This is a genomic window from Streptomyces niveiscabiei, assembly GCF_033794345.1.
In the GTDB taxonomy this organism is placed as follows: Bacteria; Actinomycetota; Actinomycetes; order Streptomycetales; family Streptomycetaceae; genus Streptomyces; species Streptomyces niveiscabiei.
Window position 1 is genome coordinate 227,349 of the sequence record NZ_JARAYJ010000008.1, and the last position, 23,976, is coordinate 251,324.

Sequence of the window (23,976 nt, forward strand, 5' to 3'; positions counted from 1 at the left end):
CGCCGTGGCCACTCTCCGAGCGGCCCACTCCTGCGGGATGGGCCCGCCCGAGCCTGTCCCCCCGCCGGTGTGGTGCCTCGACCCGGATCGCGCGGCCCGTACCGGTGGCCGGTGGGCCGAGCGGCACTGCTCGGCCCGACGGCTCCCTGAGCGGCCGACTCCCACGGCCCTCGCGCCGGGCGCACACCCTGTCACATCGGCGCCTCCTCCAGCGCGTCCGCCCCGACCGTCCCCACCCCCGCGTGCCCCGACAACGCCAGCGTGAGGTCGAACTCGGCCAGCAGGGACCGGATCACGTGCTCGACGCCGGGTTGTCCGTCGAGGCCGAGGCCGTATGCGTACGGGCGGCCCAGCAGTACCGCTCGCGCTCCGAGGGCGAGGGCCTTGAACATGTCCGGCCCGGTCCGCACGCCGCTGTCGAACAGGACTGTCAGGCGGTCGCCGACCGCTTCGGCGATCCGGGGGAGCGCGTCCGCAGCCGCGACGGAACCGGCGACCTGGCGTCCGCCGTGGTTGGAGACCACGACTCCGTCCATTCCGGCGTCGGCGGCGAGGCGGGCGTCGTCGGGGTGGAGGATGCCCTTGAGGACGATGGGGCCGGGCCAGTTCTCGCGGAGGAAGGCGAGGTCGGGCCAGGTCTTGCCGGGGTCGGCGAAGAGGCTCACGAAGCGCAGGACGGCCGAGTTCAGGTCTTCCTGGGGTGGCTTCGCGAGGCCCGACAGGAACGCCGGGTCGGTGAAGTGGTTGGCCGTGCCCATCCCGTGCAGGAACGGCAGATACGCCTGGTCCAGATCGCGCGGGCGCCACGCGAGCAGCGGCGTGTCCAGCGTGACGACGAGGACGGAGAACCCGGCGGCCCGCGCCCGGCTCAGGAAACTCCGGGTCACCTCGCGGTCCTTGGACCAGTACAGCTGGAACCACCGCTCGGCGTCCCCCATCGCGGCGGCGACCTCCTCCATCGGCGTGCTGGACGCCGACGACAGCACGTACGGCACGCCCTGCGCGGCAGCGGCCCGCGCCGCCGCCGGTTCCGCGCCGGGGTGCAGGATCGACAGCACCCCGATGGGAGCCAGCGCCAGCGGCGCGCGCAGCGTACGCCCCAGCACCTCGACGGACAGGTCCCGCTCGGCGACGTCCCGCAGCATGCGCGGCACGATCCGGCGCCGCTCCAGGGCCGCCCGGTTCGCGCGCGCCGTACTGCCGTCCCCGGCGCTGCCCGCGACGTACCCGACCGGGCCGGGGCCGAGGCGCCGCTCGGCCATCTCCTCCAGCGCCGTGAGATCGGTGGGCAGCCGGGGCACCGCGCCGGTCAGGCCGTTGAGGTAGATCTCGTACTGGAAGTCCGCCGCGTGCTGCCCCATGTCGCTCCCTTACTCCGCGATCTCCCGCAGAAGGCGGGCGAGTTCACGAGGCTGAGAGAACATCGGCCAGTGCCCGCTGTCCATACGGATCAGGTCCCAGGACGGATTCTTGAGCAACTCCGTGACCGCCGGGAGGGGTTCCTCGCCGTCGAGGAGACACTTGATGTACGTCGCCGGCAGGTCGGGCAGTGTGCCGGTGAGGGCGGCCGGTTCGGTGAGGGTGGCGCCCGGGTGCGGGGTCGCGCCCGCGACGATCCGGGCCGCCTGCTCGGGTGTCAGGCCCAGCTCCACGAACTGCTCGACGGGCGGCGGCGGCCACCACCCGCCGTGCGCCGCGAGGGCCTCCCGCACCCAGTCGCTGTCCCAGCCGTCCAAGTCCCCCTGCCCGTCCACCGGCACGTTCGCGTCGACGAACACCACCCGCCGCAGCCGCTCCCCGATCCGCTCGGCGGCCTGCCCCACCGGCACGCCCGAGTAGCTGTGCCCCACGAGCACCACGTCCCGCAGGTCGAGCCGCTCGATCTCCTCGACGATGTCCCGCACATGCGTCTGCTGCCCCGCAGGCAGGTCCCGCTTCTCCGCGAGCCCCGACAGCGTGAGCGGATGGGCCGACGGCAGCTCCGCCGCCACCTCGTCCCACGCCCACGCCCCGAGCCAAGCCCCCGCCACCAACACGAATTCCGTCATGCCCGCAAGGTAGCCGACGGGTCTGACAATCCGTCCTGACCAGGCAGAACGCCGTTCCCGGTGATCGGCGGCACGGGCACGTCCACGGTCTTCGCGAACCGCGCGCCCCCAGGCCCGTACGCCGCGCGCGGCTCGGGGAAGATCCGCAGCAGCGACAGGAACAGCACCGCCGCGACGACCAGCGACAGCGGCAGGCTGATGTCGACGCCGTTCGCCAGGTCGCCGAGCGGGCCGACGAACTGGCCGGGGATGTTCGTGAACAGCACGCCGACCAGCGCCGCCACCCACCAGGCGGTCATACCGCGCCAGTTCCAGCCGTGCGCGAACCAGTAACGCCCGCCGCGCTGACGCCGGTTGAAGACCTGGAGGGCGTCCGCGTCGTACCAGCCGCGCCGCGTCCAGAAGCCCAGCATCATGACGACCATCCACGGTGTCGTGCACGTCACGATCATCGTCGCGAACGTCGAGATCGACTGCACGACGTCCAGCGCGAACCGGCCCACGAAGATGAACGCGATGGCGAGCCCGCCGACCAGCAACGTCGCCTGCACCCGGCTCAGGCGCGGGAACACCGACGAGAAGTCCAGGCCGGTGCCGTACAGGGCCGTCGTACCCGTCGCCATGCCGCCGATCAGCGCGAGCAGGCACACCGGCAGGAAGAACCAGCCCGGGGAGATCGCCAGCAGGCCGCCGACGAAGTCCGGGGCCGCCGGGTCGACGTACGCGGGCGCCTGCGCGGCGATGATGCTGGCCGTGCCGAGGCCGAACCCGAACGGCAACAGTGTCGCGAGCTGCGACAGGAACGCCGCGCCCACCACCCGGCGGCGCGGCGTGTCCGCCGGGATGTAGCGCGACCAGTCCCCGAGGAACGCCCCGAACGACACCGGGTTCGACAGCACGATCAGCGCGGCGCCGATGAACGCGGGCCAGAACGCCGCGTCGGACGTCGAGGCGAACGCGCCCGCGTACGAGGGGTCGAAATCCCCGGCGAACGCGACCACGCCGACCAGGAACAGGACGGTCGCGGTCGGCACGGCGACCTTGTTGACGAACAGCATGAACCGGAAGCCGTACACGCACACGGTGAGCACCAGACCGGCGAACAGCGCGTACGCGACGGCGTACGACGCGTCCCCGCGCGGGAGGTCCAGCAGCCGGTGCGCGCCGCCCACCAGGGCGTCGCCGCTGCTCCACACGGAGATCGAGAAGAACGCGACGGCCGTCAGCAGCGAGAGGAACGAGCCGACGATCCTGCCGTGCACGCCCAGGTGCGCGGAGGAGGAGACCGCGTTGTTCGTGCCGTTGGCCGGGCCGAACACGGCCATCGGGCACAGGATCAGGGCGCCGACGAGGACCCCCAGGAGCGTCGCCGCGAGGCCCTGCCAGAAGGAGAGGCCGAAGAGGACCGGGAACGCGCCCAGCACGCAGGTGGAGAACGTGTTGGCGCCGCCGAACGCCAGCCGGAACAGGTCCAGCGGGCGCGCGGTGCGGTCGGCGTCGGGGATGCGCTCCACGCCGTAGGGCTCCACCTCGGTCAGGGACGGCGGCTGCGCTGATGATGACTCAGGGGACGTCATGGGGACTCCAACGGGGCGGCGGCGGAGGCTGGTTCTGAGGGGGTGCGGTGACCGTACGGCTCGCGCGCGGGCGCCTGCCAGAGGTTGATTCGTCTACAACTGGCGGGGGGAAGTGGATGGTTCGACCATTGCTCGGCCCGGAGTATGTGAAGGGAATGTTTCAGGTCGATTGCCGAACGTACGAGAACCAGCCATCCGGGCCGGGAAGAGGATCATGAAGCGCTTGCCTGCGGCGTTCTCGCGTTCGAATCCTGTCGCTTCACGCCACTGATTGAATACGCAAGGTTACTGAAATCTGTGGGGTCGATGTGAAGTCCGGCGCCGGACCCGGCAGAGTGGCGTCCGCCGAGCGGCACCCACCCGGTGACCGGCGGCACAGACTCCAACCGAGCGGAAGGAAGCACACGATGCGGAACACCGCGCGCTGGGCAGTGATCGGCGGCCTCGCGGCCGTCACCGTGTGCGGGCCCCTCACCGGGTCCGCACCCGCAGCCCCGTCCGCAGGCCAGGCCTCCCTGTACGCGCCGTCGGCCCTCGTGCTGACCGTCGGGCACGGCGAACGCGCCGCCGGTACGACACCGGCCCGCGCCGTCACCCTGAACTGCGCGCCCACCGCCTCCGGGACCCACCCGGCCGCCGCCCGCGCCTGCGCCGAACTCCGCGCCGCCGACGGCGACTTCGAGGCCCTCGCGATGCGGGCGAGCGGACCCTGCACCAAGCAGTACGACCCGGTCGTCGTCACCGTCGACGGCGTCTGGCAGGGCCGGCGCGTCGCCTACGAGCGGACGTTCGCCAACGAGTGCGTCAAGAACGCGGGCGCGAGCAGCGTGTACGCGTTCTAGACGGCCACGCTCCGCACGCGCCGCCCTCCGAGCGAGCCGCGTTCTGAGCGAACCGCCCACTGGGCGGGCCGAATCGTGGGCGGACCGCGTTCAGCGCGGGCCGCTCGCCGAGACCGGAGTCGCGGGGTCCCTGTGGACGCCACGAGAGGCTCGTGACTGGGGAGTGCGAGTCCTGGACACGGGAGGGCCTGTGACTCCTGGGACCCCGGGGACCGGAAAGGCGGGGTGGGGCCGCCGCCGGTTCCCGGGGTTCACCCCTTGAGGGTCGACTCCCGGGCCCCGAGGGTCAATCCTCGAACCCCGGTTCCTCACCGGGGATCTCCGCCAGTGGCGGGAAACGGTCCGTCAGCCGCGCGGCCACCAGCAGCCGCCGTACGGCACCCCCCTCGACGACCAGCCGCAGCCGGCCGCCGCCGCGCCGCGCCCGCTCCTCCGCGCGGCACAGCGCGCGCAGGCCCGAGCAGTCGAAGAACTCCACCCGCCGCAGGTCCACGAGCACATCCGGCGTCTCCCTCCTGCTCGCCGCGTCCAGATGCTCCGCCAGCAGGCCCGCGGTCGCGATGTCGATCTCCCCGGTCACCTCGACGACGGTGAACCGGCCGCTGGACCTGGTCCGCGCGTGCGGATTGGCCGGTGGCGTCATGTCCTGTTCCACCTCGGCAGGGGGCTCGCTCCGGTCCCGGAAGCTACCCCGCACCACCGCGAACCATCCCTTCACGGCACCCCGCAAGATCTAGTTCACTCGACCTGGTGAATTTCCGCTCCCGGGATTGACTGGGACCGTGGGGAACTGCGCCGGGGCTGTGTTCGTTGTGCCGGTGTACGTGAGGTGTTCCGGGTGGGTCCGAAGAGGCGTTTGACGTACAGGGCCCAGCCGAGCGCGAGGTTGGCCAGCAGGACGCCCACTGCCGCGCGCAGGACGCTGCCCAGAGGTGCTCCGGGCGGCACCCGGGCCGCCAGCGTCAGGAGGAGCAGGGCCGCTGTCGCGAGGGCCGCCGTGGCGGTGACGGCCTTGAGGAGACGGGGCATGGTCAGTCCGGGGACGCGGGGAGGAGGCGGGCCTTGGCGAAGCGCCGCATCAAGGGCTGCTGGTCCTCCTCCGCCGCCTTGCGCAGCGCGGCGACCGCGGGGACCGGCGCCGCGAACTCCAGTAATGCCGAGTTCGTGTCCGACTCGATCAGCAGAAGGCACTTCACCGTGGCCTCTTTCGTGGTCCTCAGGACCAGCAGGTGCCGGACATGCGGGGCCGCGGCCCGGAGCTGGGCGGAATCGCACCACCGCGAGAGCTTCTCCGCGTCGAACTCGTAGAACGTGCCGGACGGGGTCGGGCAGTCCGGCTTCGGCGCGCGGGCGCTGCCCAGGGCCGCACCCGCCATGACGGCCACGGGGACGAACCCCAGCCGCACCCAGGGGTTGGAGACCAGGAGGAAGCCCGCCGCCAGCGGTGCCCCCACCAACAGGAAGTCCTTGAGGCGCGGTCCACCTCGGCGCGTGGGCCTGTTCTGGGGCATCGGCTTCCCTGGGATCGGCGTCAGAAGCGGGCGGGACGGGGCGACAGTTCCACCGAGTCGAGATACGAGAGCCGGCCCACCTCACGCACCCGCCCCCCGTCCGAACCCACCGGACGCATCTCCCTGGGACGCGCCCTGACCTGGGGCAACACGGAATGCCGGGCCCCCGTCGCCCTACCGGACCATCGTGCCCCGGCCGTGGCGCGATCGACTATGGGGGTCAACACCCATTGAGCCGAGCCGTCTTCAGCACCCCCTACGCCATCTGCCTCCGCACCAACTCGCGCAACCGCCCCCCGGCATCCGCCAGCAGCTCCCCGGGCGCCCCCACTTCCGCGACCTTCCCGTTCTCCATGACCACCACCCGGTCCGCGTCCATCACGGTCGACAGCCGATGCGCGATCACCACCCGCGTGGCGTTCAGCTTCCGGGTCGACTCGATGACCACCCGCTGCGTCTCGTTGTCCAGCGCGCTGGTCGCCTCGTCGAAGAAGAGGATGCGGGGCCGGCGGATCAGGGCCTGGGCGATCATCAGCCGCTGCCGCTGCCCCCCGGAGATGGCACCCGCGCCGGAGACGATGGTGTGCAGCCCCATCGGCATCCGCTTGATGTCGTCCGCGAGCCCGGCGAGTTCGGCGGCGGCCATCGCCTCCTCCGGCGTGTACGACTCGGTCCCGCAGATGACGTCGAGGATGGACCCGCTGAACGGCTGGGCGTGCTGGAGGACCACCCCGCACTGCCGCCGGACGGCGGACTGGTCCAGCGCGGAGAGGTCCTGCCCGTCGTAGAGGACACTCCCGGACACGGGCCGGTCGAAGCCGATCAGCAGCCGCAGCAGAGTCGACTTGCCGCACCCGCTGGGCCCCACGACCGCCACGAACTCACCCGGGCGCACCTCGAAGGACACGTCGTCGAGGACGAGCGGCCCGTCGTCGGAGTACCGGAAGGACAGCCGGCGAGCCTCGATCGCCCCGGTCAGCGGACCCGGCCGGGTCGCCGCACCCCGCACCTCCGGCGTCGCCTCCAGCACGGGCCGGATCTCCTCGAACAGCGGCAGCGCGGCGACGCCGGAGACGAACGCCCCGGTCAGGGACGTCACCGAGGTCAGCAGCATCGTCACCGACGTGTTGAAGGTGAGGAAGTCGGACGCGGACATGCTCCCGCGCGCCGGCCCCGCGAGCAGCATGAACATCAGCAGCGTGCACACCGGCAGATACACCGCGCCGAGCACGGCGTTGAGGTTCTTGATCCGCCCCAGCCGGTGCTGGAGTTCACGGCTGCGGGCGAACTCGGACGCCCAGGCGGCGTACGCGTAGTTCTCGGCGGCGGCGACACGCAGCTTCGGCAGCCCTCGGAGCGTCTGGAACGCCTGGTTGTTGAGCTTGTTGGACAGGACGACCAGCCGCCGCTGCCACCGCACCTGCCACAGCCCGAGCCCGAGGAAGACCGCGCCGATGGCGACGAGCATCCCGATCGCGGCCATCGCCATCGGCACGCTGTACCACAGCAGCAGCCCGAGGTTCATCGCGCCGACCGTCAACGACTGCGCGACGGACGGCCCGAGACCGGCCATCAGCCGCCGGATCGCGCTGATCCCCATGGCGGCACTGGCCAGTTCACCCGTGGAGCGGGAGGAGAAGAACTTCGTCGGCAGCCGCAACAGGCGGTCCCACACGGCGGGTTGGAGCGTCGACTCGATCCGCCCCTCAAGGCGCAGGATCGTCAGGTTCTGCAACAGGATGAACGCGGCGGCCACGACACTGCTGAGCATGACGGCCAGGCACACCTGGACGATCAGCCCCTCCTGCGCGCGCGGCACGAACTCCCCGAGCACCTTGCCGGTCGCGATCGGCACCAGCGCCCCGATCGCCACCGTCACCAGCCCGCTCAGCAGGAGCAGCGAGAGGTCGCCCCGGGTCCCGCGCATGCTGAACCGCAGCAGACCCAGCGGACCCATCGGACGGTCGGGCAGCGGCCGGTAGAACATCACCGCGCGCGGCTCGAACTCGCTCGCGTTCGCCTTCTCGACCGGCGTCTCCCGCCCGGTCCCGGGATGCACGGCGACATACCCCCCACGCCGCCACAGCAGCGCGACCGGCGCCCCGGACAGCGCGCGGTGCCCGACGAGAGGACCTACGTCGTCCCGCCACCAGCGCCCGTCGAGCCGCACGGCCCGTACGCGCACGCGGGAGGCGAGGGCGACCTGTTCGACCGGGTCGAGCCGGTCGTTGACGGCGCCCATCCGCGCCGGCTCGGTCAGCGCGATCCCGGCGGCCTGGGCGACCAGCTTGCACGCCGCGAACGTGGCATCCGCGTCGGCGGACGTCGAACGCCGGGACGCCGAGGGCTTCCTGATGGACGCGAGCAGGGTCCGGTCGGCCTGGACGCGGACCGCCTCACCGGCCTTGATCCCGGCGGCGGCACGCGTCTCGTGGGTGCGTTCGAGCTGCTCGATCCAGCGGTCGAGGGTGGTGAGGAGCCGGTACTGCTGGTCGACCATGCTCTGCCAGACGGCCGGGTCCATGAGGAGGTCGGCGGCGGCTTCCTGGCCGTAGAGGGCGCCGTACTGGACGCTGCCGGGCGGCACCTGCATCCAGAACACGTCCTCGTCCATGACCTCGGCGGCTCCCATCGGGGCCTGGAAGAGGATGGAGAGGCTGCGGCCGACGCCCAGGGAGAGGGCGTACTCCAGAGGGCTGGTCGTCAGCGGGGCGTACTGCGGATTGCCGTACTCGTCGTACGACCACACCTCCTGCGCGACCGGCTGGTACAGCTCGCGCAGCCCGATCCGGTGGACGACGCAGTCGCGCACCGGCCGCGCCACCAGCGTGTGCTGCGCCCCCGACACCGGGCCCAGCAGCAGCGAACCCGTCTCCAGGCGGCCGAGGTGGTGCCAGTGCCCCTCCTGCCCCGCGTCCACCGCGAACAGGTCGAGCGCGCCCGACGCGACGAGCCACAGCACCTGCGGCCCCTCCAGGTCGAGCCGCGCGGAGCCCGCGCAGTCGAAGCGGGTGCCCGACTGCCCGAGCGCCCCGAGGACCAGGTCGCCGTCATCCACCGCCGTCACCGCTCCCTCACCAGCGCCGCGTACGCGCCGCCGCGCGCCACCAGCTCCTCGTGCCGTCCGCGCTCCACGATCGTGCCGTGCTGGAGGACGACGATCTCGTCGCTGTCGCGGACCGTGCTGAGCCGGTGCGCGATCACCACGCAGGCGCAGCCGCGCCGCCGCAGGTTGTCCATGACGACCAGCTCGGTCTCCGCGTCGAGCGCGCTGGTCACCTCGTCGAGGACCAGGACGCTCGGCCTGCGCACCAACGCCCGCGCGATCTCCAGGCGTTGCCGCTGCCCGCCGGAGAAGTTCCGGCCGTCCTGCTCCACCTTGCTCTGGATGCCGCCCGGCCTGCGCGTCACCACGTCGTACAGGGCCGCGTCCCGCAGCGCCTCGGTCACCGCCTCGTCCGTGATCGACGGGTCCCACAGCGCCACGTTGTCGCGGACCGACCCCTCGAAGAGGAACACCTCCTGGTCGACGAAGGACACCGACGCGGCGAGCGCGCCGCGCGGGATGTCGTCCAGGCGCTGCCCGTCGATGCGGATCACGCCCTCCCAAGGCGTGTAGAGGCCCGAGATCAGGCGGGACACCGTCGACTTGCCGCTCCCGGAGCCGCCGACCAGCGCGACCTGCTGGCCCGGGCCGACGGTGAGGTCGAAACCGGACAGCAGCGGCTTGTCGAGAGGGCTGTAGCCGAAGGTGATGTTCTGGAGCTCGACGTGCCCGCGCAGCCGCCGCGTCGAGTCGGCGCCGCCGGGACGGTCGTACAGCGGGTCGGCGCGGAAGTTCTCCACGTCCTTCAGCCGGGCCACGTCCGCCGCGAAGTCCTGGATGCGGCCCGCGACGCCGTTCAGGCGGGTCAGCGGGGCCGTGAAGCGGGCCACCAGCGCCTGGAAGGCGACCAGCAGGCCCACCGAGATGTGCCCCTCGATCGCCCGCATCCCGCCGATCCACAGGATGAGCGCGCTGTTGAGGGTCGCGAGCGTCGGCGCGACCACACCGAGCCAGGCGCTCGGGACGCCGAGCCGCTGCTGCTCCTCCAGCGTCGTCGCGTGCTGCCCGGCCCACTTGCGGAAGTAGCCGTCCTCGCCGCCGGTCGCCTTCATCGTCTCGATCAACTGGAGCCCGGTGTAAGCGGTGTTGGTCAACCGGGCGTTGTCCGCGCGGAGTTTGGCCGTACGGGTCGCGCGGAGCTTGATCACGACACGCATCGCGACGATGTTCAACAGCGCCACCCCCACGCCCACGAAGGTGAGTTGGGGGTCGTAGGTATAGAGGAGGATCGCGTACAGGACGACCACCACCGCGTCCACGCCCGCCGAGGCGAGGTCGCGGGCCAGGGTCTCGGCGACCGCGTCGTTCGACTGGAGGCGCTGCACCAGGTCGGCCGGGCTGCGCTGGGAGAAGAACGTCACCGGCAGCCGCAGCAGGTGGCGCAGGAAGCGGGCGCTGGAGAGGGTCGAGGAGATGATGCGGCCGTGGTGGAGGTTGGCCTGCTGGAGCCAGGTCAGCGCGACCGTCAGCAGGACGCAGGCCGCCATGGACGTGAACAGGACGCCCAGCAGCGAGGTCTGGCCGCCGATGAGGAACATGTCGATGTACTGGCGGCTCAGCGCGGGTGTCGCCGCGCCGACCAGGACCAGCAGCAGGCTCGCGAGGACGGCCGCCGGGAGCGTACCCGCCGTACCGCGCAGCCGGGCCGGCATCGCGCCGAGCACGCCCGCCTTGCGTCCACCGCGCTCGAACTTCTCGCCGGGTTCCAGGACCAGGACGACACCCGTGAAGCTGCCGTCGAAGTCCTCCATCGGGACGAACCGGCGCCCCTTGGCGGGGTCGTTGATGAAGACGCCGCGCCGGCCGAAGCGGCGGCCCATGCCGTCGTAGACGACGTAGTGGTTGAACTCCCAGAACAGGATCGCCGGGGTCTGCACGCCCTCCAGGGCCGCCAGGTCCATCTGCATGCCCTTGGCGGTGAAGCCGTAACTGCGGGCCGCCTTCAGGAGGTTGCTCGCGCGCGAGCCGTCCCGCGAGACGCCGCACGCGATGCGCAGCTCCTCCAGCGGGACATGCCGGCCGTGGTGCGCGAGGACCATCGAAAGGGAGGCGGCCCCGCACTCGACGGCCTCCATCTGGAGCACGGTCGGCGTACGGACCGTCTTCACGGCGCTCACGGCAACAGCCAGTCGACGGGCCGCTGTTCGGCCAGCTTGATCGAACCGCTGGCCAGCGTCATGGAGTCGAGCCCGTACGGCGGCCCCTCGGCCGACGACCAGCGGTAACCGCTCTTCGTCCGCGCGGACTTGTCGAGCTGGACGAGCACCGCGACCGGCCGTCCCTTGCTCGTGAACTGCTCGCCGAGCTGCTGGTCACCGAGGAACGCGGCGATCTGCTGCGCCGACTGGGCCGCCCGGTCCACCGACTTCACATGGCCGCGCAGCACGCCGTACTGCTGGGTGGGGACCGTCTGGATGGTGAGGTCGACGGCGGCGTTCTCGGGGATCGTGGCCGCGTTCTGCGCGGGGACGTAGACGGTCGCGTACAGCGGGTCGTCGGGCTTCGCGACCTTCTCGATCGCGGCGACGTTCGCGCCGGTCGAGATGATCTGGCCGATCGTCGCGGCGAGCGCGGTGACGCGTCCGGCGGCGACCGTGCGGACCACCGCATCGCCCTGGGCCGTCCGCACCTGGAGCAACGGGGCGTTCGCGCCGAGCCGTTGGCCTTCCTTCGCGAGGACGGCGGTGACCTGCCCGGCGGCCGGGCTCTGGAGGATGTAGCTGCCCTCGCCGTGGGTGAGGACGGCGGGCGCGCTCACCGTGGAGGCGACCGAACCGGTCACCGCCCACACGGACCCGGCGGCCAGCGCGGTGACCGTCACCGCCAGCACCAGCCAGCCCTGCGGACGCGCGAAACGCACCGGCAGGTCGAGGTCCTCCGGCGACTGGAGCTTGCTCAGGGCCTGTTGGCGGAACTGCATACGACCTTCACGGGACGGGCGGTCAGCACGGTGCGGAAAGCAGCGAAGAGCCCCGGAGCCGGGTCACGGCTCCGGAGCTCAGCGACTGTGAGGCGTCGATCAGAGACCGGCGACCAGGTTGGTGACCGGGGCCACGCTCAGGCCGGTGACACCCTCGACCGTGCTCACGGCGGTGTTGACGACGCCGGAGACCGGGGCGATGCCGTCGACCAGGTCGGTGACGGTGCCCAGCGCGTTGAGGGTCAGGCCGCCGGAGACGTTGTCGAGCTCGGCGTCGGAGATCTCAACGGTCTGGATGGAGTCCATGATGGAACTTCCCTTCCTGATGGATGTGCTTGAGGGGGTGACCTCCGTAGGCCGGAGGAGCGGGCCCCCTCGGGGGGACGACTGGATCAAAGCAGTCCCGCACCCGGGCTTCCAATCAATCCCCCGTCACCCGAGGGCAGTTGACGGCCGATCCGTGCGGAAGCGTGCAGGCGCTTCCACAGCGCGCCGCCGAGTTCTTCACATGAAGGCACTTGATCGCTCGGATGAGCGCGGTGCGCTGTCGAGGCGAATCCGGCACTCCCGAGTCAAACGTTGCGACGCGTTTGCCGAGTTGTGCGGGAAGTGCGACCGAGGTGCCTCCGATGAGCAATCGATGTGCAGATTCCTTGAGCCGGGGATTCGGCCGCGAATTGTCGGCGGAAAGTCATCGGCCGGTCACGGAGGGGTCCGGTGGCGGGGATTCCCGCCAGGACCGGCGGGATTGAGACAACCGGCGTGACCGGTGCGGATGCACGGGAGGGCGTCCTTCCTCTTGTGGTGGGCGAGTTGCCCGGACCGGTTCTGTCGCTTTCGGTGCCGGTCAGCGGCATATGGGGGGTTGGCCGATTACCCGCTGCCGCCCGGCCGTTCGCAAAGAAACGGGAAACAGGTTTGAACGCCCTCCCGGAGACCCGCGTACTCATGGCCAACCAAGGCGCCGCTGTACGGAGCTGCCGACGAGGCAGCACAGACCCCGTCCCCTCAGGAGGTCGAAGAACGTGAGTCACAAGCGAATCCCGAAGCGCAAGGCAGCGATAGCCGTCGGAGGTGTGGCCGCGCTCGGAGCGGCGGCACTCCTGCTGCCCAACGCGAACGCTTCGCAGGACGGTGACACGAACGCCTCCTCCGTCGCGCCGAAGACGCTGAAGTCCTCCGGCGACGTCTCCTCCCTCGCCTCCCAGCTCTCGAAGATGCTCGGCGACGCGTTCGCCGGCTCGTACTACGACTCCGACGCCAACCAGCTGGTCGTCAACGTCGTGAACGCCTCCGGCGAGCAGAACGACGTCGTCGAGCAGGCGCAGAAGGCCGGCGCGAAGGTCCGCGAGGTCGCCAACAGCACGGCGAAGCTGGAGTCGGCCGCACAGACCCTCAAGGCGCGGGCGACCATCCCCGGTACGTCGTGGGCCGTCGACCCCAGAACGAACAAGGTTCTCGTCACCGCCGACTCCACGGTCACCGGCTCCAGGTGGAACCGGCTCGAATCGACCGTCAACGCGCTCGGCTCGGACGTCGCCACCGTCAAGAAGTCCGCCGGGACCTTCAAGACGTTCCTCTCGGGCGGTGACGCCATCTTCGGTGGCGGCGCCCGCTGTTCGGCCGGCTTCAACGTCACCGCCGGCGACGGCTCGCCCGCCTTCCTCACCGCCGGGCACTGCGGTGTCGCCGAGGAGCAGTGGTCCGACTCCGCGAACGGCCAGCCGATCGCCACCGTCGACCAGGCGACCTTCCCCGGCGAGGGCGACTTCGCGCTCGTCAAGTACGACGACGCGAACACGCAGGCGCCGAGCGACGTCAACATCGGCGGCGGGCAGAACGTCCAGATCCTCCAGGCCGCGGACGCGACCGTCGGCACGCAGGTCTTCCGGATGGGCTCGACGACCGGCCTCAACGACGGCCAGATCCTCGGCCTCGACGCCACCGTCAACTACCCCGAGGGCACCGTCACCGGCCTCATCCAGACCAACGTCTGCGCCGAGCCCGGCGACAGCGGCGGCTCCCTCTTCACCCAGGACGGCAGCGCGATCGGCCTCACCTCCGGCGGCGCCGGTGACTGCACGGTCGGCGGCGAGACCTTCTTCCAGCCGGTGACGACGGCCCTCGCGGCGACGGGCGCGACCCTCAACGGCGCGGGCGCGGGCGCCGGGGCCGGCGACCAGGCGGGCAACGCCGGCGCGGGCCAGGAGGCCGGCAACGGCCAGGACGCGGGCAACGGCGTCGGCGACAACGGCGCTGGTCAGGAGGCCGGAAACGGCGCCGGTCAGGAGGCTGGCAACGGCCTCGAAGGCGGCGACGGCCTGAACGACAACCAGAACAACGACCAGGGCGTCGACAACAACCAGAACCAGAACAACAACCAGAAGCAGAACCAGCACAGCGGCCAGAGCAACTGACCCACCGCTGACCCGGAGTCCGGCCCTCTCCCCCCTGGAGGGCCGGACTCTTCACGTCTCCTCCGCCCGCAACAACAGCAACGCCACATCGTCCAACCGATCCTCAGCCGCCGCATACCTCCCCACCAGCGCATCCGCCACCTCCTCCAACGACCGCCCCCCATGCTCACCCAGCCGCCGCGCCAGCGACGCCACCCCCTCCTCGATGTCCACCCCCGGCACCTCCACCAGCCCGTCGGTGTACAGCGCCAGCACCGCCCCCGGTTCCAGCGCCACCTCGGTCGTCGGATAGACGGCCCCCGCGTCGATCCCGAGCAGCGGCCCCCCGGCGAGATCGAGCACCCGCACCCGCCCGTCCGCCCTGCGCAGCAACGGCGGCGGATGCCCCGCCCGCGCCATCACGACCCGCCCCCGCCCGGGATCGAGCCGCAGATACAGGCAGCTCGCGAACAGTTCGGCCCCGAGATCCAGCAGCAGCCGGTTGGTCCCCCGCATCACCTCACCGGGCTCCTGCCCCACGGTCGTGAACGCCCGTACGGCCGTCCTGAGCTGCCCCATCAGCCCCGCCGCCGTCACGTTGTGCCCCTGCACGTCCCCGATGACGGCCGCCGCGTACGGCTTGGAGGGCACCAGGTCGTAGAAGTCGCCGCCGATCTCCATGCCCCGGGTCGCCGGCAGATACCGGGCGGTCGCGCACAGCCCCGGCAGCTCCGGCAGCGAATGGGGCAGGAGCGCGGCCTGCAAGCCGTGCGCGAGCCGGTTCTTCGCGTCGTACAGCAGCGCCCGGTCCAGGGCCTGCGCGATCAGCCCCGCCAGGCTCGTGAGGACGGCCCGCTCGTGGGTCGGGAAGTCGTGCGGCTCGGCGTACGCGAGGACGCACGCGCCGACCGGGCGGCCGGAGGCGATCAGCGGCAGGTAGGCCCAGGCCGCGAAGCCGTCCGGGGTCGCGTGCCGGTCCGGGTAGAGGTGTTCGAGCTGCCGCCGGGACGCGAAGAACGCGGGCAGGCCGGTCGCCAGCGCGTGCGTGCCGGGCGTGCGGTCGGTGAGCGGGAGGCCGTCCCAGCGCTCCACGGTCGCCGGGTCCGGATACCCGTGCTGCCCCAGCACGTGCAGCCGCCCCGCCTGCGACCCCAGCAGCACGAGCGCCTGACACCCCACGGCCGGCGAGATCTCCCGCGCGACGAGCCGTACGACGTCGGCGACGCTCACCGTCTCCGTCAGCGCGCCCGACAGGCTCAGCGCCTGCGAGAGCGTGACCAGCGGAGGGGACTCCGCGCGCGGCGCCGCGGCCTCGGCCCGCGCCCGCCCGATCCGTACGCTCAGCCCGTCCGTCCCCGGGTACAGCCGGAACGACAGCCACTCCGAGGGCGGCTTCAGCGCCACGAACGACGTCGGGATCTGGCCGATCAGCGCGGCCCGGTACCGCTCCTCGTACCCCGGGTCGTCCAGCCACGGCACCGACGCCCACAGCCGGGTCCCCGTCAGCCGGGCGACCGGCACGCCGAGCAGCCGCGCGGCGGCGGCGTTCGCGAAGTCGACGCGCCCGTGCAGGTCCAGCGAGCACAGGCCGTACGGCAGCCGGGCCACCAGCCGCGCGGCCTCCGGCGCCGTATCCGTCCCCACCTCGACGACGTCCCGCTCCGCGCCGACCGCGTCCGCCCGCTCCAGGCGCAGCGCGAGCCGCCAGCAGCCGCCGGTGAGCCGGCGGCGCTCCTCCTCGGACAGCTCGGCGGGGCGCCCGCCGGGCCAGGTCACGAAGACCGCGCCGTACACCGTCGACGGGGTCGCCACCGGCAGGGCCGCGAGCGCGAAGGGGTACGGCAGGACGACCGCGATCCGAGGGAAGCGGCGGGCCATCTCCTCCTCGCCGCCCACCCACACGAGCCGCCGGTCGCGCACCGCCTCGGCGACCGGCAGGGGCGCGCTCAGCCCGACCCGCTCCCAGGGCGCGGCGAAGGCGCGGGGCAGCCCCGCCATCACCGCCATCTCCAGGACGGGCTCCTCCTCCGACAGCAGGTACACGGCCCCCGAGAGGGCGCCCACGGCGTCCATCATCGAGGTCAGCCCCTGCGACAGCGGCGGCCCCGCGGCCGGCGGCACCTCCACCACGACCACCTCCTCGCCCGGCCGTGCGGTCGGAACAAATCTCTCCCGATACGGCGCGGAGCGCACGGCGAGGGGGCGGGGGCGGGGGCGGGGGCGGCGAGGCCCTCCGGAAGGGGTTTCCGTACCCCCTCGAACCGTTCATAGGCACCCGAATCGAAGCGCGGCACGGCGTCCGGGCGCCGCATGTGCGCCCCCGCGCATCGTCCTGGCCGGTTCTTCGCGCTCCGAAACGGAGGCGGGCGCCAAGAATGGGGCACGCATCAAACATGACGAGCCGGCGGGCGGGCGAGCCGAAGGGACGTAAGTGATCCGGGTACTTCTGGTGCACGACGAAGGACTGGTGCGCACGGTGCTGGCGAGATGGCTGGCCCGGGAGGGCGACCTCCGGGTGTACGACACGCCATGGAGCGGCGCGTACGCGCGGGTGCGCAGCGTACGGCCCCTGGTCTGCGCGGCCGACCTCGACTGCACGGACAGCTACGGCATCCCCCCGCTGGGCGAACTCTGCGCCCCCGGCGGCGACCGCGTCGCCCCCCGCCTGCTGGTCCTTGCCAGCGCGAACCGTCCTGGTCTGCTGAAACGTGCCCTCGAAGCGGGGGCGCTCGGCTACGTCGACAAGGCGGGGCCGCCCGAGCAGTTACTCGACGGAATCCGGACCGTCGCCCAGGGGGAACGTTTCATCAACGACTCCCTCGGGTTCGGATTCCTCAAGGCCGCGGAGATGCCACTGACCCGGCGGGAGCTGAGCGTGCTGACGCTCGCCGCGGAGGGGGTGTCCATGGCGGAGATCGCGGGGCGGCTGCATCTGTCGCACGGGACCGTGCGGAACTACATGGCGGCGATCACACGGAAGACGGGGGCGCGGAACCGGATCGACGCGATCCGGATCTCGCAGGGGCAGGGGTGGTTATGAGGGTGCCGCTGTCGCCGCCCAGCGGCCCACGAGGTCGCGGTACAGGGGCGAGCTCTCCAGGAGTTCCCCGTGCGTACCGTACGTGGTGTTCGCGCCGTCCATGACCAGGACGCGGTCCGCCCGGCGGGCCGAGGCGATGCGGTGCGCGACGACGACCAGGGTGCCGGGGCGCGCGGCGAACGCGCGCTCGGCTCTCTCCTCGGCCACCGGGTCCAGGTGCGAGGTCGCCTCGTCCAGGAGGGCCAGGGGGGCGGGGGAGAGATAGGCGCGGGTCAGGGCGATCAGCTGGCGCTCACCCGTGGAGAGCGCGGCGGGGTCCACGGGTGCCCGCGGACCGCCCAGGGCCCGCATCAGACCGGCCATCCCGACGGCCTCGGCACCGGCCCACAACGCGTCCTCCGGCACCGGGTCCGGGCACAGGTGCGTGAGGTTCTCGGCGAGGGTGCCGGTGAACACGTACGCCTCCTGGGGGATGAGCACGCGACGCGCTCGCGCTTCGGGGGCGGGCTCTCCGCCGATCTCTATCCCGCCCCCGGTCGGGGTGAGGGTCGCCGCTATCAGGGCGGTGAGAGTCGATTTGCCGATGCCGCTGGGGCCTACGACGGTGAGGTGGGCGCCCGGGGGGAGGGTGAGGGAGAGGCGGTCGAGGACGGGGGTGGAGGCGGGGCCGTAGGCGAAGGTGAGGCCGGTGAGGGTCAGGGCGGGGGCGGGACGGAAGGTGGCTTGGCGTCGGGTGGGGCTCAGCGTCGGGTGGGGCGGGTCTTTGTGCGGGGTGGGGCCGGGCGCCGGGTGGGGTGAGGCTTGGTGGGGAGTGTGGGGCGGAGTTGGAGGGGGTGTGTTCGCCGTGAGGCGGCGTAGGACCACCGTCAGGCGTGAGCCGCTCGTGCCGAGGCCGTGGACCAGGGCGTTCAGAGCGGGAAGCAGGGACTGGGTGACGTACGCGAACGCGCCGAGCAGGGCGCCGGGGGTGACGTCGTGGGACAGCAGCCACGGGGTGGTCAACAGGAGCAGGACGACGGGGAGTTCGCCCCCGATCGCCAGGGCGAGGACCCGGGTGAGGCTCCAGCGGGCCAGCGCGCGGGCCGCCCGGAACTCCGCGTCGACGAGACGCGCGGTGCTCTCCTCGACGTCCCGCTCCGCACCCGCCGCGGTGATGTCCCTCAGCCCTGGGCAGACCGTGCCGAGATGCGCGGCCAGGGCCTCGTCCGCACGGAGGTACGCCTCCTGGCGCCGGGCCAGGGGGCGGAGGGTGAGGGCGAAGAGGGCGACGCCCGCGGCGAGGGGCGGCAGGACGACGACCAGGAGCGCCGGGGCGAGGGAGAACAGGCCGGCCAGGGCGCCGATGGACGTGAACACGAAGGAGCGGGAGACCAGGACGAGCCCGGCGAAGGTGTCCCGGGCGATCTCGACCTGCTGGGTCAGCCCGGAGAGGGCACCCCGGTCGGCGTCCCGCACTCCTCGCCGGACCACCCCTGTGACCAGCCGGTCCCGCAGAGGCTCGACGAGGTCCGCGACGCCCCTGTACACCCGCCCGGTACCCACGGCCCCCGCGACCACCCCGGCCCCGGCAACCCCCAGCCACCCCATCCCCACCCCGACCCGCCCCACGAGGAACCCCTCGTCCAGGGCCTTCGCCAACGCGTACCCGAGCAGAAAGGTCTGCCCGGCTTCGAGGAGGGACCAGAGCGTGAGACGGAGGAGGACGGTCCGGTGGGAGAGGAGATAGCGGAGGGCGCGGGGGAGGAGGGGGGCGGGGCGGGAGCCGGGGCCGACCCCGCCGTCACGCCCGGCGTCCATCCCCTTCCGACTCACCGCAACCCCTCCCCGTCCCGCCCCGCTTCACCGGCAGTACGCCCCCGAGCCGACAGGGCCGCCCCCGCCCCCCCACCAACTGCCGGTGCCCGCACACCCACAGCACCCCCCGCCTCCCCGAACAACCCCCGATACTCCGCCACCCCCCACAACTCCCCATGCCTCCCCACCGCCCGAATCCGCCCCTCCTCCACCCAGGCGACCGCGTCCGCCCGAGCCGCAGTCGCGGCGCGGTGCGCCACCACCACCCGGGTCGTCGGGTCGGCCGGAGAGAACAACGCCTCCGTGATGCGGTGTTCGGTGATCGTGTCGAGGCTGGACAGCGCGTCGTCGAGGACGAGGAGACGGGCGGGGCGGGCGAACGCGCGGGCGAGGCCGAGGCGTTGGGATTCGCCGCCGGAGTGGGGCGCGTCGGCGCAGGGCGTGGCGTAGCCCTGGGGGAGGCGGGTGATGAAGTCGTGGGCCTGGGCCTTGCGGGCCGCGGCCTCGATGTCGGCGGGTGCCCGCAGGCCCAGGGCGATCGTGTCCCCGATGGTGGCCCCCAGCAGCGCGGGGCGTTCGAAGGCGCAGGCCACAGAGGTGCGCAACGCGTCGTGGGCGAGGGTGTGGAGGGGTACCCCGTCGAGGAGGACCTCCCCGTCGCAGGGGTCGGTGAGGCGTGCCGCGACAGCAGCCAGCAGCGACTTCCCGGAACCGCTGCGACCGACGACCGCGAGGCTGGTCCCACCCGGCACGGTCAGGTCGACCCCGTCGAGGACGACCCGGTCACCGCGCACGGCACGTACTCCCCGCAGCTCCAGCCGCCCGGGCCCGGGGGGCAACCGGCGTTCCCCGAAGGACGGCGCCTCCCGCACCTGCACCTCCGCGAGCCGCCGCGCCCCGGCCCGCGCGCGGACGAGGCCCGCCAACTGCCCCGTGAGCACGCCGACTCCGGTCGCGAGGACGGCGTACCGGGACGCGGCGAGGACGTCCCCGGGCGACAGCCGGTGCCGGGCGAGAAGGAGCCCGGCGACGGCGACCACGCCGAGTTGCAGCAGCGGCGCGACGGCGACGGCCTGCGCGGCGGCCCGCCCCTGGACGTGCCACATCCGCCGCCCGGCGGCGGAGAGTCCGGGCAGGGGCCGCAGGACGCGCGCGGCGTCACGCTCGGCGGTGCCGGCCGCCTGGATCGTCCGGGCCCCGTCGACCGCTTCGGAGAGCGCGGCGGCGATCCGCCCCTGGACGTTCTGGTACCGCACGACGCACTCGGACGTGTCACGGGCGAGCACCCGCAGCAGCAGCGCCAGCACCGGCGCCCCGGCGAGGAAGACGACCGCGAGCCAGGGATCGAGCACCCCCAACGCCACGATCCCCCCGACGGGCCCGGCCACGGACGCGGCCAGCGCGGCCCGGGCGGCGGGCGAGGCCCCCGCCTGAGCCCCGCTCCCCACGACCCGGGCCACCAGGTCCCCCGCCTCGAACCGCCCCCGGGGCCCCAGCGCCAGAACCTGCCGCACCACCCCCCGCCGCAGAAAGGCGGCCGTCCGGGCGTCGACGGTCCCCGCCAGCACACTCACGAACCCGTCCAGCACCACCCCCACCACCACGAGCCCCGCACACCACCCCAGCCACACCCCGGCGCCCTCCCCCCGGAGCAGCAGATCCAGCGCCCGCCCCAGCACGGCGGGCAACGCGAGCCCGGCCCCGGTGGCCCCGACGCTCGCCAGCGCCAGCCCGGCACACCGGACCCCGCTGTGCCGCAGGGCGTCCCTGAGCAGCCCCCGTGTCCGGACCCCCACAGGGTCGTCACCCACCGGCTCCCCTTTCCCGAGCGAACGACCCCGAGGGCCGACCCCCGTAAGGGAGCGGCCCTCAAGGCTTCGTACTAGCGACGACAGAGCGGCGTCGTCTTCCTGATCAGAGACAGAGCAGGACGCTCGCGGCGCTGATGCAGGACAGGAGGCTGAGGGTGCTCTGGCCGCCGGTGTACTCCTCGGACTCCATCGTCTGAAGGTCGAGCAGTGCCATGGTGTGCTCCTTCCGGGTTGTCCCGTCGATTCCCGTGGGGACGGGGGTGGTTCACGACTCCGTCGGAGCCGTGCTCTGGGGCCGCCGCGAGGGCGGCGGGAGGAACGGCAGGTGCGCGGCGCCGCGGTCCTCGGCGAGTGCCGAGGCGAGCGCCAGCAGGCAGCCGGCCGTTCCGGTGGCGAGGTCCATGGACAGGCGCATCATCTGGTGGCCGGGGAAGGCGAGCTGTCCCTGATAGGGCATGGCCAGCCAGTCCAGCGCGTCGATCTGCGCGGTGAGCCGGGACCCAGCGGCGCCCGGCATCGTCGTACGCGCCAGGTGCAGGATCATCCCGGCGCGTCCCTGGAGGAGTCCGGGCTGTGCGTAGAAGCGGCAGGTGGCGGCCGTGAGGATGCCGGTGCGGGCCTGCTCGAAGCCGTCGTCGGGGGCGTGGGCGAGGTAGTCGTCCAGGACCAGTCCGATCCCCGCGCTGCCGTCCCCGAGGTAGGGCATCGTCCGCCACCCCTCGTCGACTTCGAGGGATCCGCCCTGCTGGACGACGCACCCTTCGAGGTCCCGGCGCAACGCGGTCCCCGCGGCCTCCAGCAGCGCCTTGTCGCCGGTGCGCTCGTACTGCCGCAGCAGCAGGAGCGCCGGCCCGGTCGCCCCCCGCATCAGCCCCACGCGGGGCCGGGGCTTGGCGGGGCGCGGCTCGGCGAGCCGCCGTACGAGGATGCCGGCGGCGTCGGCGGCGTGCGCGTCCAGCGACGACTCGCCCGTGAGGTCCGCGAGCCCGCCCAGCACGAGGCCGAGTCCCGCGAGGCCCCCTTGCAGGTCGGACGACAGGTTCTGCCAGCGTTCGCGCAGGATGCCGGAGACGAGGTCGAGGGCGCGCTCGCGGTGCCCGAGGAGCGCGAGGACGTGCGCGACGCCCGCGAGCCCGTCGTACAGGCCGAGCGGCGTGCCCGGGGGCGGCGGGGCCGTGTGGTCGAGGAGCCAGCGCTCGCCCTCCTCGTAGCGGTCGGCGCCGGCGGCGCGCAGCGCGTACAGGACCCCCGCGGCGCCGTGCGCGATCCCGAGGCCGCCGCCGTCCGAGAACTGGGCGACGTCGCCGGGGAAGAGCCGGTCGTCGCGGTCCGGAGTCGCCGCCGCCAGGACCGCCTTGACCATGGAGTCCCGGCTGTGCGGCCAGTCGGCGGGGGCCGGCCAGGCGGCGCGCGCGCCGACCCCGTCCCCTGCCGGGGCCGGCGCGCCGTACGAGGGGTCGCGGGTGATCTCCGCGACCGCCTCGGCCAGGAACTCGCGCGGCACGTCGGGGAACTGCTCCCCGATCACCTCGGCGAGGTGTGCCGCCTTGCCCCGGTCGACGACGAACAGCGTCGTCACCGGCAGGAACAGGGCGAGCCGCAGACAGGCCAGGGCGTACCGGTCGACGTCGACGCCTCTGCGCTCGGGCGGCGCGAAGAACCCGGGGTGCGCGACGACCTGCCGGCCGTTCGCGCTCACCGGCGCCGCCGCCTCGAAGTCGAGCAGGCTCACCGACTCGTCGGGCGCCACCATGATGTTGAAGACGTGCAGGTCGTTGAAGGCGATCCCGCGCGCGTGCACGGCGGCCACCGCCCGCTCCACCTTCCCGTGGATGCGTACGGCCCACTCGGTGTACGCGGCGACGGCCGCCGGGTCCGGGTCGGGCACCAGCAGCGGATGCCGCTCGGCGAAGAACGAGTTGAGGGGCTTGCCCTCCAGGAAGTCCATGACGAGGAACCGGTGCCCGCCCAGCTCGAACCAGTCCCGCACCTCCGGCACGACCCCCGTGCCGGCGACGGCCTGCAACGCCCGCATCTCCCGCTCCAGCCGGGCGATGGCGTCGGCCCCGTCGGAGGCGAGCCCCGCGTGCGGACGCCCCTCCTTGAGGACGACCTTCTCCCCGGTCCGCGTGTCGACGCCCTGGTAGACACCGCCGCCGTTGGAGAAGTGCAGCGCCTTCTCGATCCGGTACGGCAGCTCGCCGACCGTCGTCGTGTTGCGCGCCGCGAGATGCGGTTCGAGGAACTTCGGCAGCGTCACCCATTCGGGCACCTGGAACGAGGGCTGCCGGCGGTCCGGGACCAGCGTCCCCGAGCCGTCCCGCACCGCCGGCACCAGCGAGCCCCGCTCGTCGACCACGAACCGCCGCGCGAACGCGCCGTAGCGGACGTACAGCGGGCCGTCGTACCAGCGCAGGTCGGTCAGGATGTACGGCCCCTCGAAGCCCTCCAGGAGCGCTCCCAGCTCGCGCAGCACCTCGTGGAGCTGGTCCTCGCCCGCCGGGTAGACGGTGACGAACTTGCCGCTGCCGTCGCGGCCCGCGTACTTCGTGTTGCGCAGGTGCAGCAGGTGCGGACCCGGCACGAACTTGAACGGGATACGGCGCGGCACGCAGTAGTCCCACACGATCGCCGCGATCCGGTCGGCGTTCTCGCGGGTGGCCGAGGCGTGGATCTTCCACCCCTGCTCCGGGCCCTCCGCGTGCGGCGGCGTCAGCGTCAGCCAGTCGCCGGAACGCGCCGACTCCCAGCCCGCCGGCACCGGCCTGCGCGCCGTCGCGAACCACCCCGCGGACTCGTCCCGGCCGGCGCCCAGCCGGTCCGGCGTCTCGTAGAAGTGCGCGTCCGCCAGCGCGTAGACCTCGTACCGCTTGTCCATGCGTCCCCCTCCGTGGGCCGGCACTGAGATTTCCAGGGCTCGGGGGCCGCCGA

18 protein-coding genes are annotated in these 23,976 nt (G+C 72.8%); 3 read left to right on the forward strand and 15 right to left on the reverse strand.

The window, feature by feature from the left end:
• Positions 1-191: 191 nt before the first annotated feature.
• From PV682_RS14205 to PV682_RS14215, 3 genes are read right to left on the reverse strand one after another with little or no spacing between them, the layout of a single operon-like run.
• Positions 192-1,361: a lactate 2-monooxygenase gene (locus PV682_RS14205; RefSeq protein ID WP_319729400.1), complete on the reverse strand. Its 1,170-nt coding sequence runs from the start codon at positions 1,359-1,361 to the stop codon at positions 192-194.
• A gap of 9 nt (positions 1,362-1,370) precedes the next feature.
• Complete coding sequence (locus tag PV682_RS14210) at positions 1,371-2,048, reverse strand: alpha/beta fold hydrolase (RefSeq protein ID WP_319729402.1); 678 nt, start codon at positions 2,046-2,048, stop codon at positions 1,371-1,373.
• Positions 2,045-3,625: a purine-cytosine permease family protein gene (locus PV682_RS14215; protein WP_319729404.1), complete on the reverse strand. Its 1,581-nt coding sequence runs from the start codon at positions 3,623-3,625 to the stop codon at positions 2,045-2,047. The genes PV682_RS14210 and PV682_RS14215 overlap by 4 nt, the downstream gene beginning before the upstream one ends.
• Before the next feature lie 407 nt (positions 3,626-4,032).
• Here PV682_RS14215 and PV682_RS14220 point away from each other — a divergent pair, with 407 nt between their 5' ends.
• Complete coding sequence (locus PV682_RS14220; protein WP_319729406.1) at positions 4,033-4,467, forward strand: subtilase-type protease inhibitor; 435 nt, start codon at positions 4,033-4,035, stop codon at positions 4,465-4,467.
• 286 nt (positions 4,468-4,753) lie between these two features.
• On the opposite strand, the gene PV682_RS14225 is transcribed toward PV682_RS14220, so the two are convergent.
• The 7 genes from PV682_RS14225 to PV682_RS14255 all read right to left on the reverse strand — a co-directional run bounded on the left by PV682_RS14225 (position 4,754) and on the right by PV682_RS14255 (position 12,310).
• Entirely contained in the window at positions 4,754-5,110 is a 357-nt protein-coding gene (locus PV682_RS14225) for an STAS domain-containing protein (RefSeq protein ID WP_319729408.1), read from the reverse strand.
• Between the two features lie 95 nt (positions 5,111-5,205).
• Positions 5,206-5,496 (reverse strand): hypothetical protein, encoded by a 291-nt coding sequence (locus PV682_RS14230; protein ID WP_319729411.1) that lies wholly within the window; start codon positions 5,494-5,496, stop codon positions 5,206-5,208.
• Between the two features lie 2 nt (positions 5,497-5,498).
• Positions 5,499-5,978, reverse strand: coding sequence for a hypothetical protein (locus PV682_RS14235; protein WP_319729414.1), 480 nt, complete (start codon positions 5,976-5,978; stop codon positions 5,499-5,501).
• Between the two features lie 256 nt (positions 5,979-6,234).
• Positions 6,235-9,045, reverse strand: coding sequence for an NHLP bacteriocin export ABC transporter permease/ATPase subunit (locus PV682_RS14240; protein ID WP_319729416.1), 2,811 nt, complete (start codon positions 9,043-9,045; stop codon positions 6,235-6,237).
• Complete coding sequence (locus PV682_RS14245; RefSeq protein WP_407705668.1) at positions 9,042-11,192, reverse strand: NHLP family bacteriocin export ABC transporter peptidase/permease/ATPase subunit; 2,151 nt, start codon at positions 11,190-11,192, stop codon at positions 9,042-9,044. Before PV682_RS14245 ends, PV682_RS14240 begins: the two co-directional genes overlap by 4 nt.
• Before the next feature lie 5 nt (positions 11,193-11,197).
• Positions 11,198-12,004 carry an HlyD family efflux transporter periplasmic adaptor subunit gene (locus PV682_RS14250; protein WP_319729421.1) on the reverse strand — a complete coding sequence of 269 codons (807 nt, stop codon included), beginning with the start codon at positions 12,002-12,004 and terminating at the stop codon, positions 11,198-11,200.
• Between the two features lie 99 nt (positions 12,005-12,103).
• The gene (locus PV682_RS14255) at positions 12,104-12,310 is read right to left on the reverse strand and encodes a hypothetical protein (RefSeq protein WP_055718680.1); all 207 of its coding nucleotides are present in this window, start codon (positions 12,308-12,310) and stop codon (positions 12,104-12,106) included.
• Positions 12,311-13,029: 719 nt separating this feature from the next.
• Between PV682_RS14255 and PV682_RS14260 the strand changes: the two genes are divergently transcribed.
• Positions 13,030-14,421 (forward strand): S1 family peptidase, encoded by a 1,392-nt coding sequence (locus PV682_RS14260; protein ID WP_319729424.1) that lies wholly within the window; start codon positions 13,030-13,032, stop codon positions 14,419-14,421.
• A 51-nt stretch (positions 14,422-14,472) separates the two neighbouring features.
• On the opposite strand, the gene PV682_RS14265 is transcribed toward PV682_RS14260, so the two are convergent.
• Entirely contained in the window at positions 14,473-16,476 is a 2,004-nt protein-coding gene (locus tag PV682_RS14265) for a SpoIIE family protein phosphatase (RefSeq protein WP_319729589.1), read from the reverse strand.
• 355 nt (positions 16,477-16,831) lie between these two features.
• Between PV682_RS14265 and PV682_RS14270 the strand changes: the two genes are divergently transcribed.
• Positions 16,832-17,440, forward strand: coding sequence for a response regulator transcription factor (locus tag PV682_RS14270; RefSeq protein WP_319729425.1), 609 nt, complete (start codon positions 16,832-16,834; stop codon positions 17,438-17,440).
• On the opposite strand, the gene PV682_RS14275 is transcribed toward PV682_RS14270, so the two are convergent.
• The 4 genes from PV682_RS14275 to lanKC form a co-directional block, all read right to left on the reverse strand.
• Complete coding sequence (locus PV682_RS14275) at positions 17,435-19,252, reverse strand: ABC transporter ATP-binding protein (RefSeq protein WP_319729426.1); 1,818 nt, start codon at positions 19,250-19,252, stop codon at positions 17,435-17,437. The genes PV682_RS14270 and PV682_RS14275 overlap by 6 nt on opposite strands.
• Complete coding sequence (locus PV682_RS14280; protein WP_319729428.1) at positions 19,249-21,045, reverse strand: ABC transporter ATP-binding protein; 1,797 nt, start codon at positions 21,043-21,045, stop codon at positions 19,249-19,251. Before PV682_RS14280 ends, PV682_RS14275 begins: the two co-directional genes overlap by 4 nt.
• A gap of 103 nt (positions 21,046-21,148) precedes the next feature.
• The gene (locus PV682_RS14285; RefSeq protein WP_055719801.1) at positions 21,149-21,259 is read right to left on the reverse strand and encodes a SapB/AmfS family lanthipeptide; all 111 of its coding nucleotides are present in this window, start codon (positions 21,257-21,259) and stop codon (positions 21,149-21,151) included.
• 51 nt (positions 21,260-21,310) lie between these two features.
• Positions 21,311-23,923, reverse strand: a complete 2,613-nt coding sequence (gene lanKC / locus PV682_RS14290; RefSeq protein ID WP_319729432.1) for a class III lanthionine synthetase LanKC — start codon at positions 23,921-23,923, stop codon at positions 21,311-21,313.
• Positions 23,924-23,976: the final 53 nt, after the last annotated feature.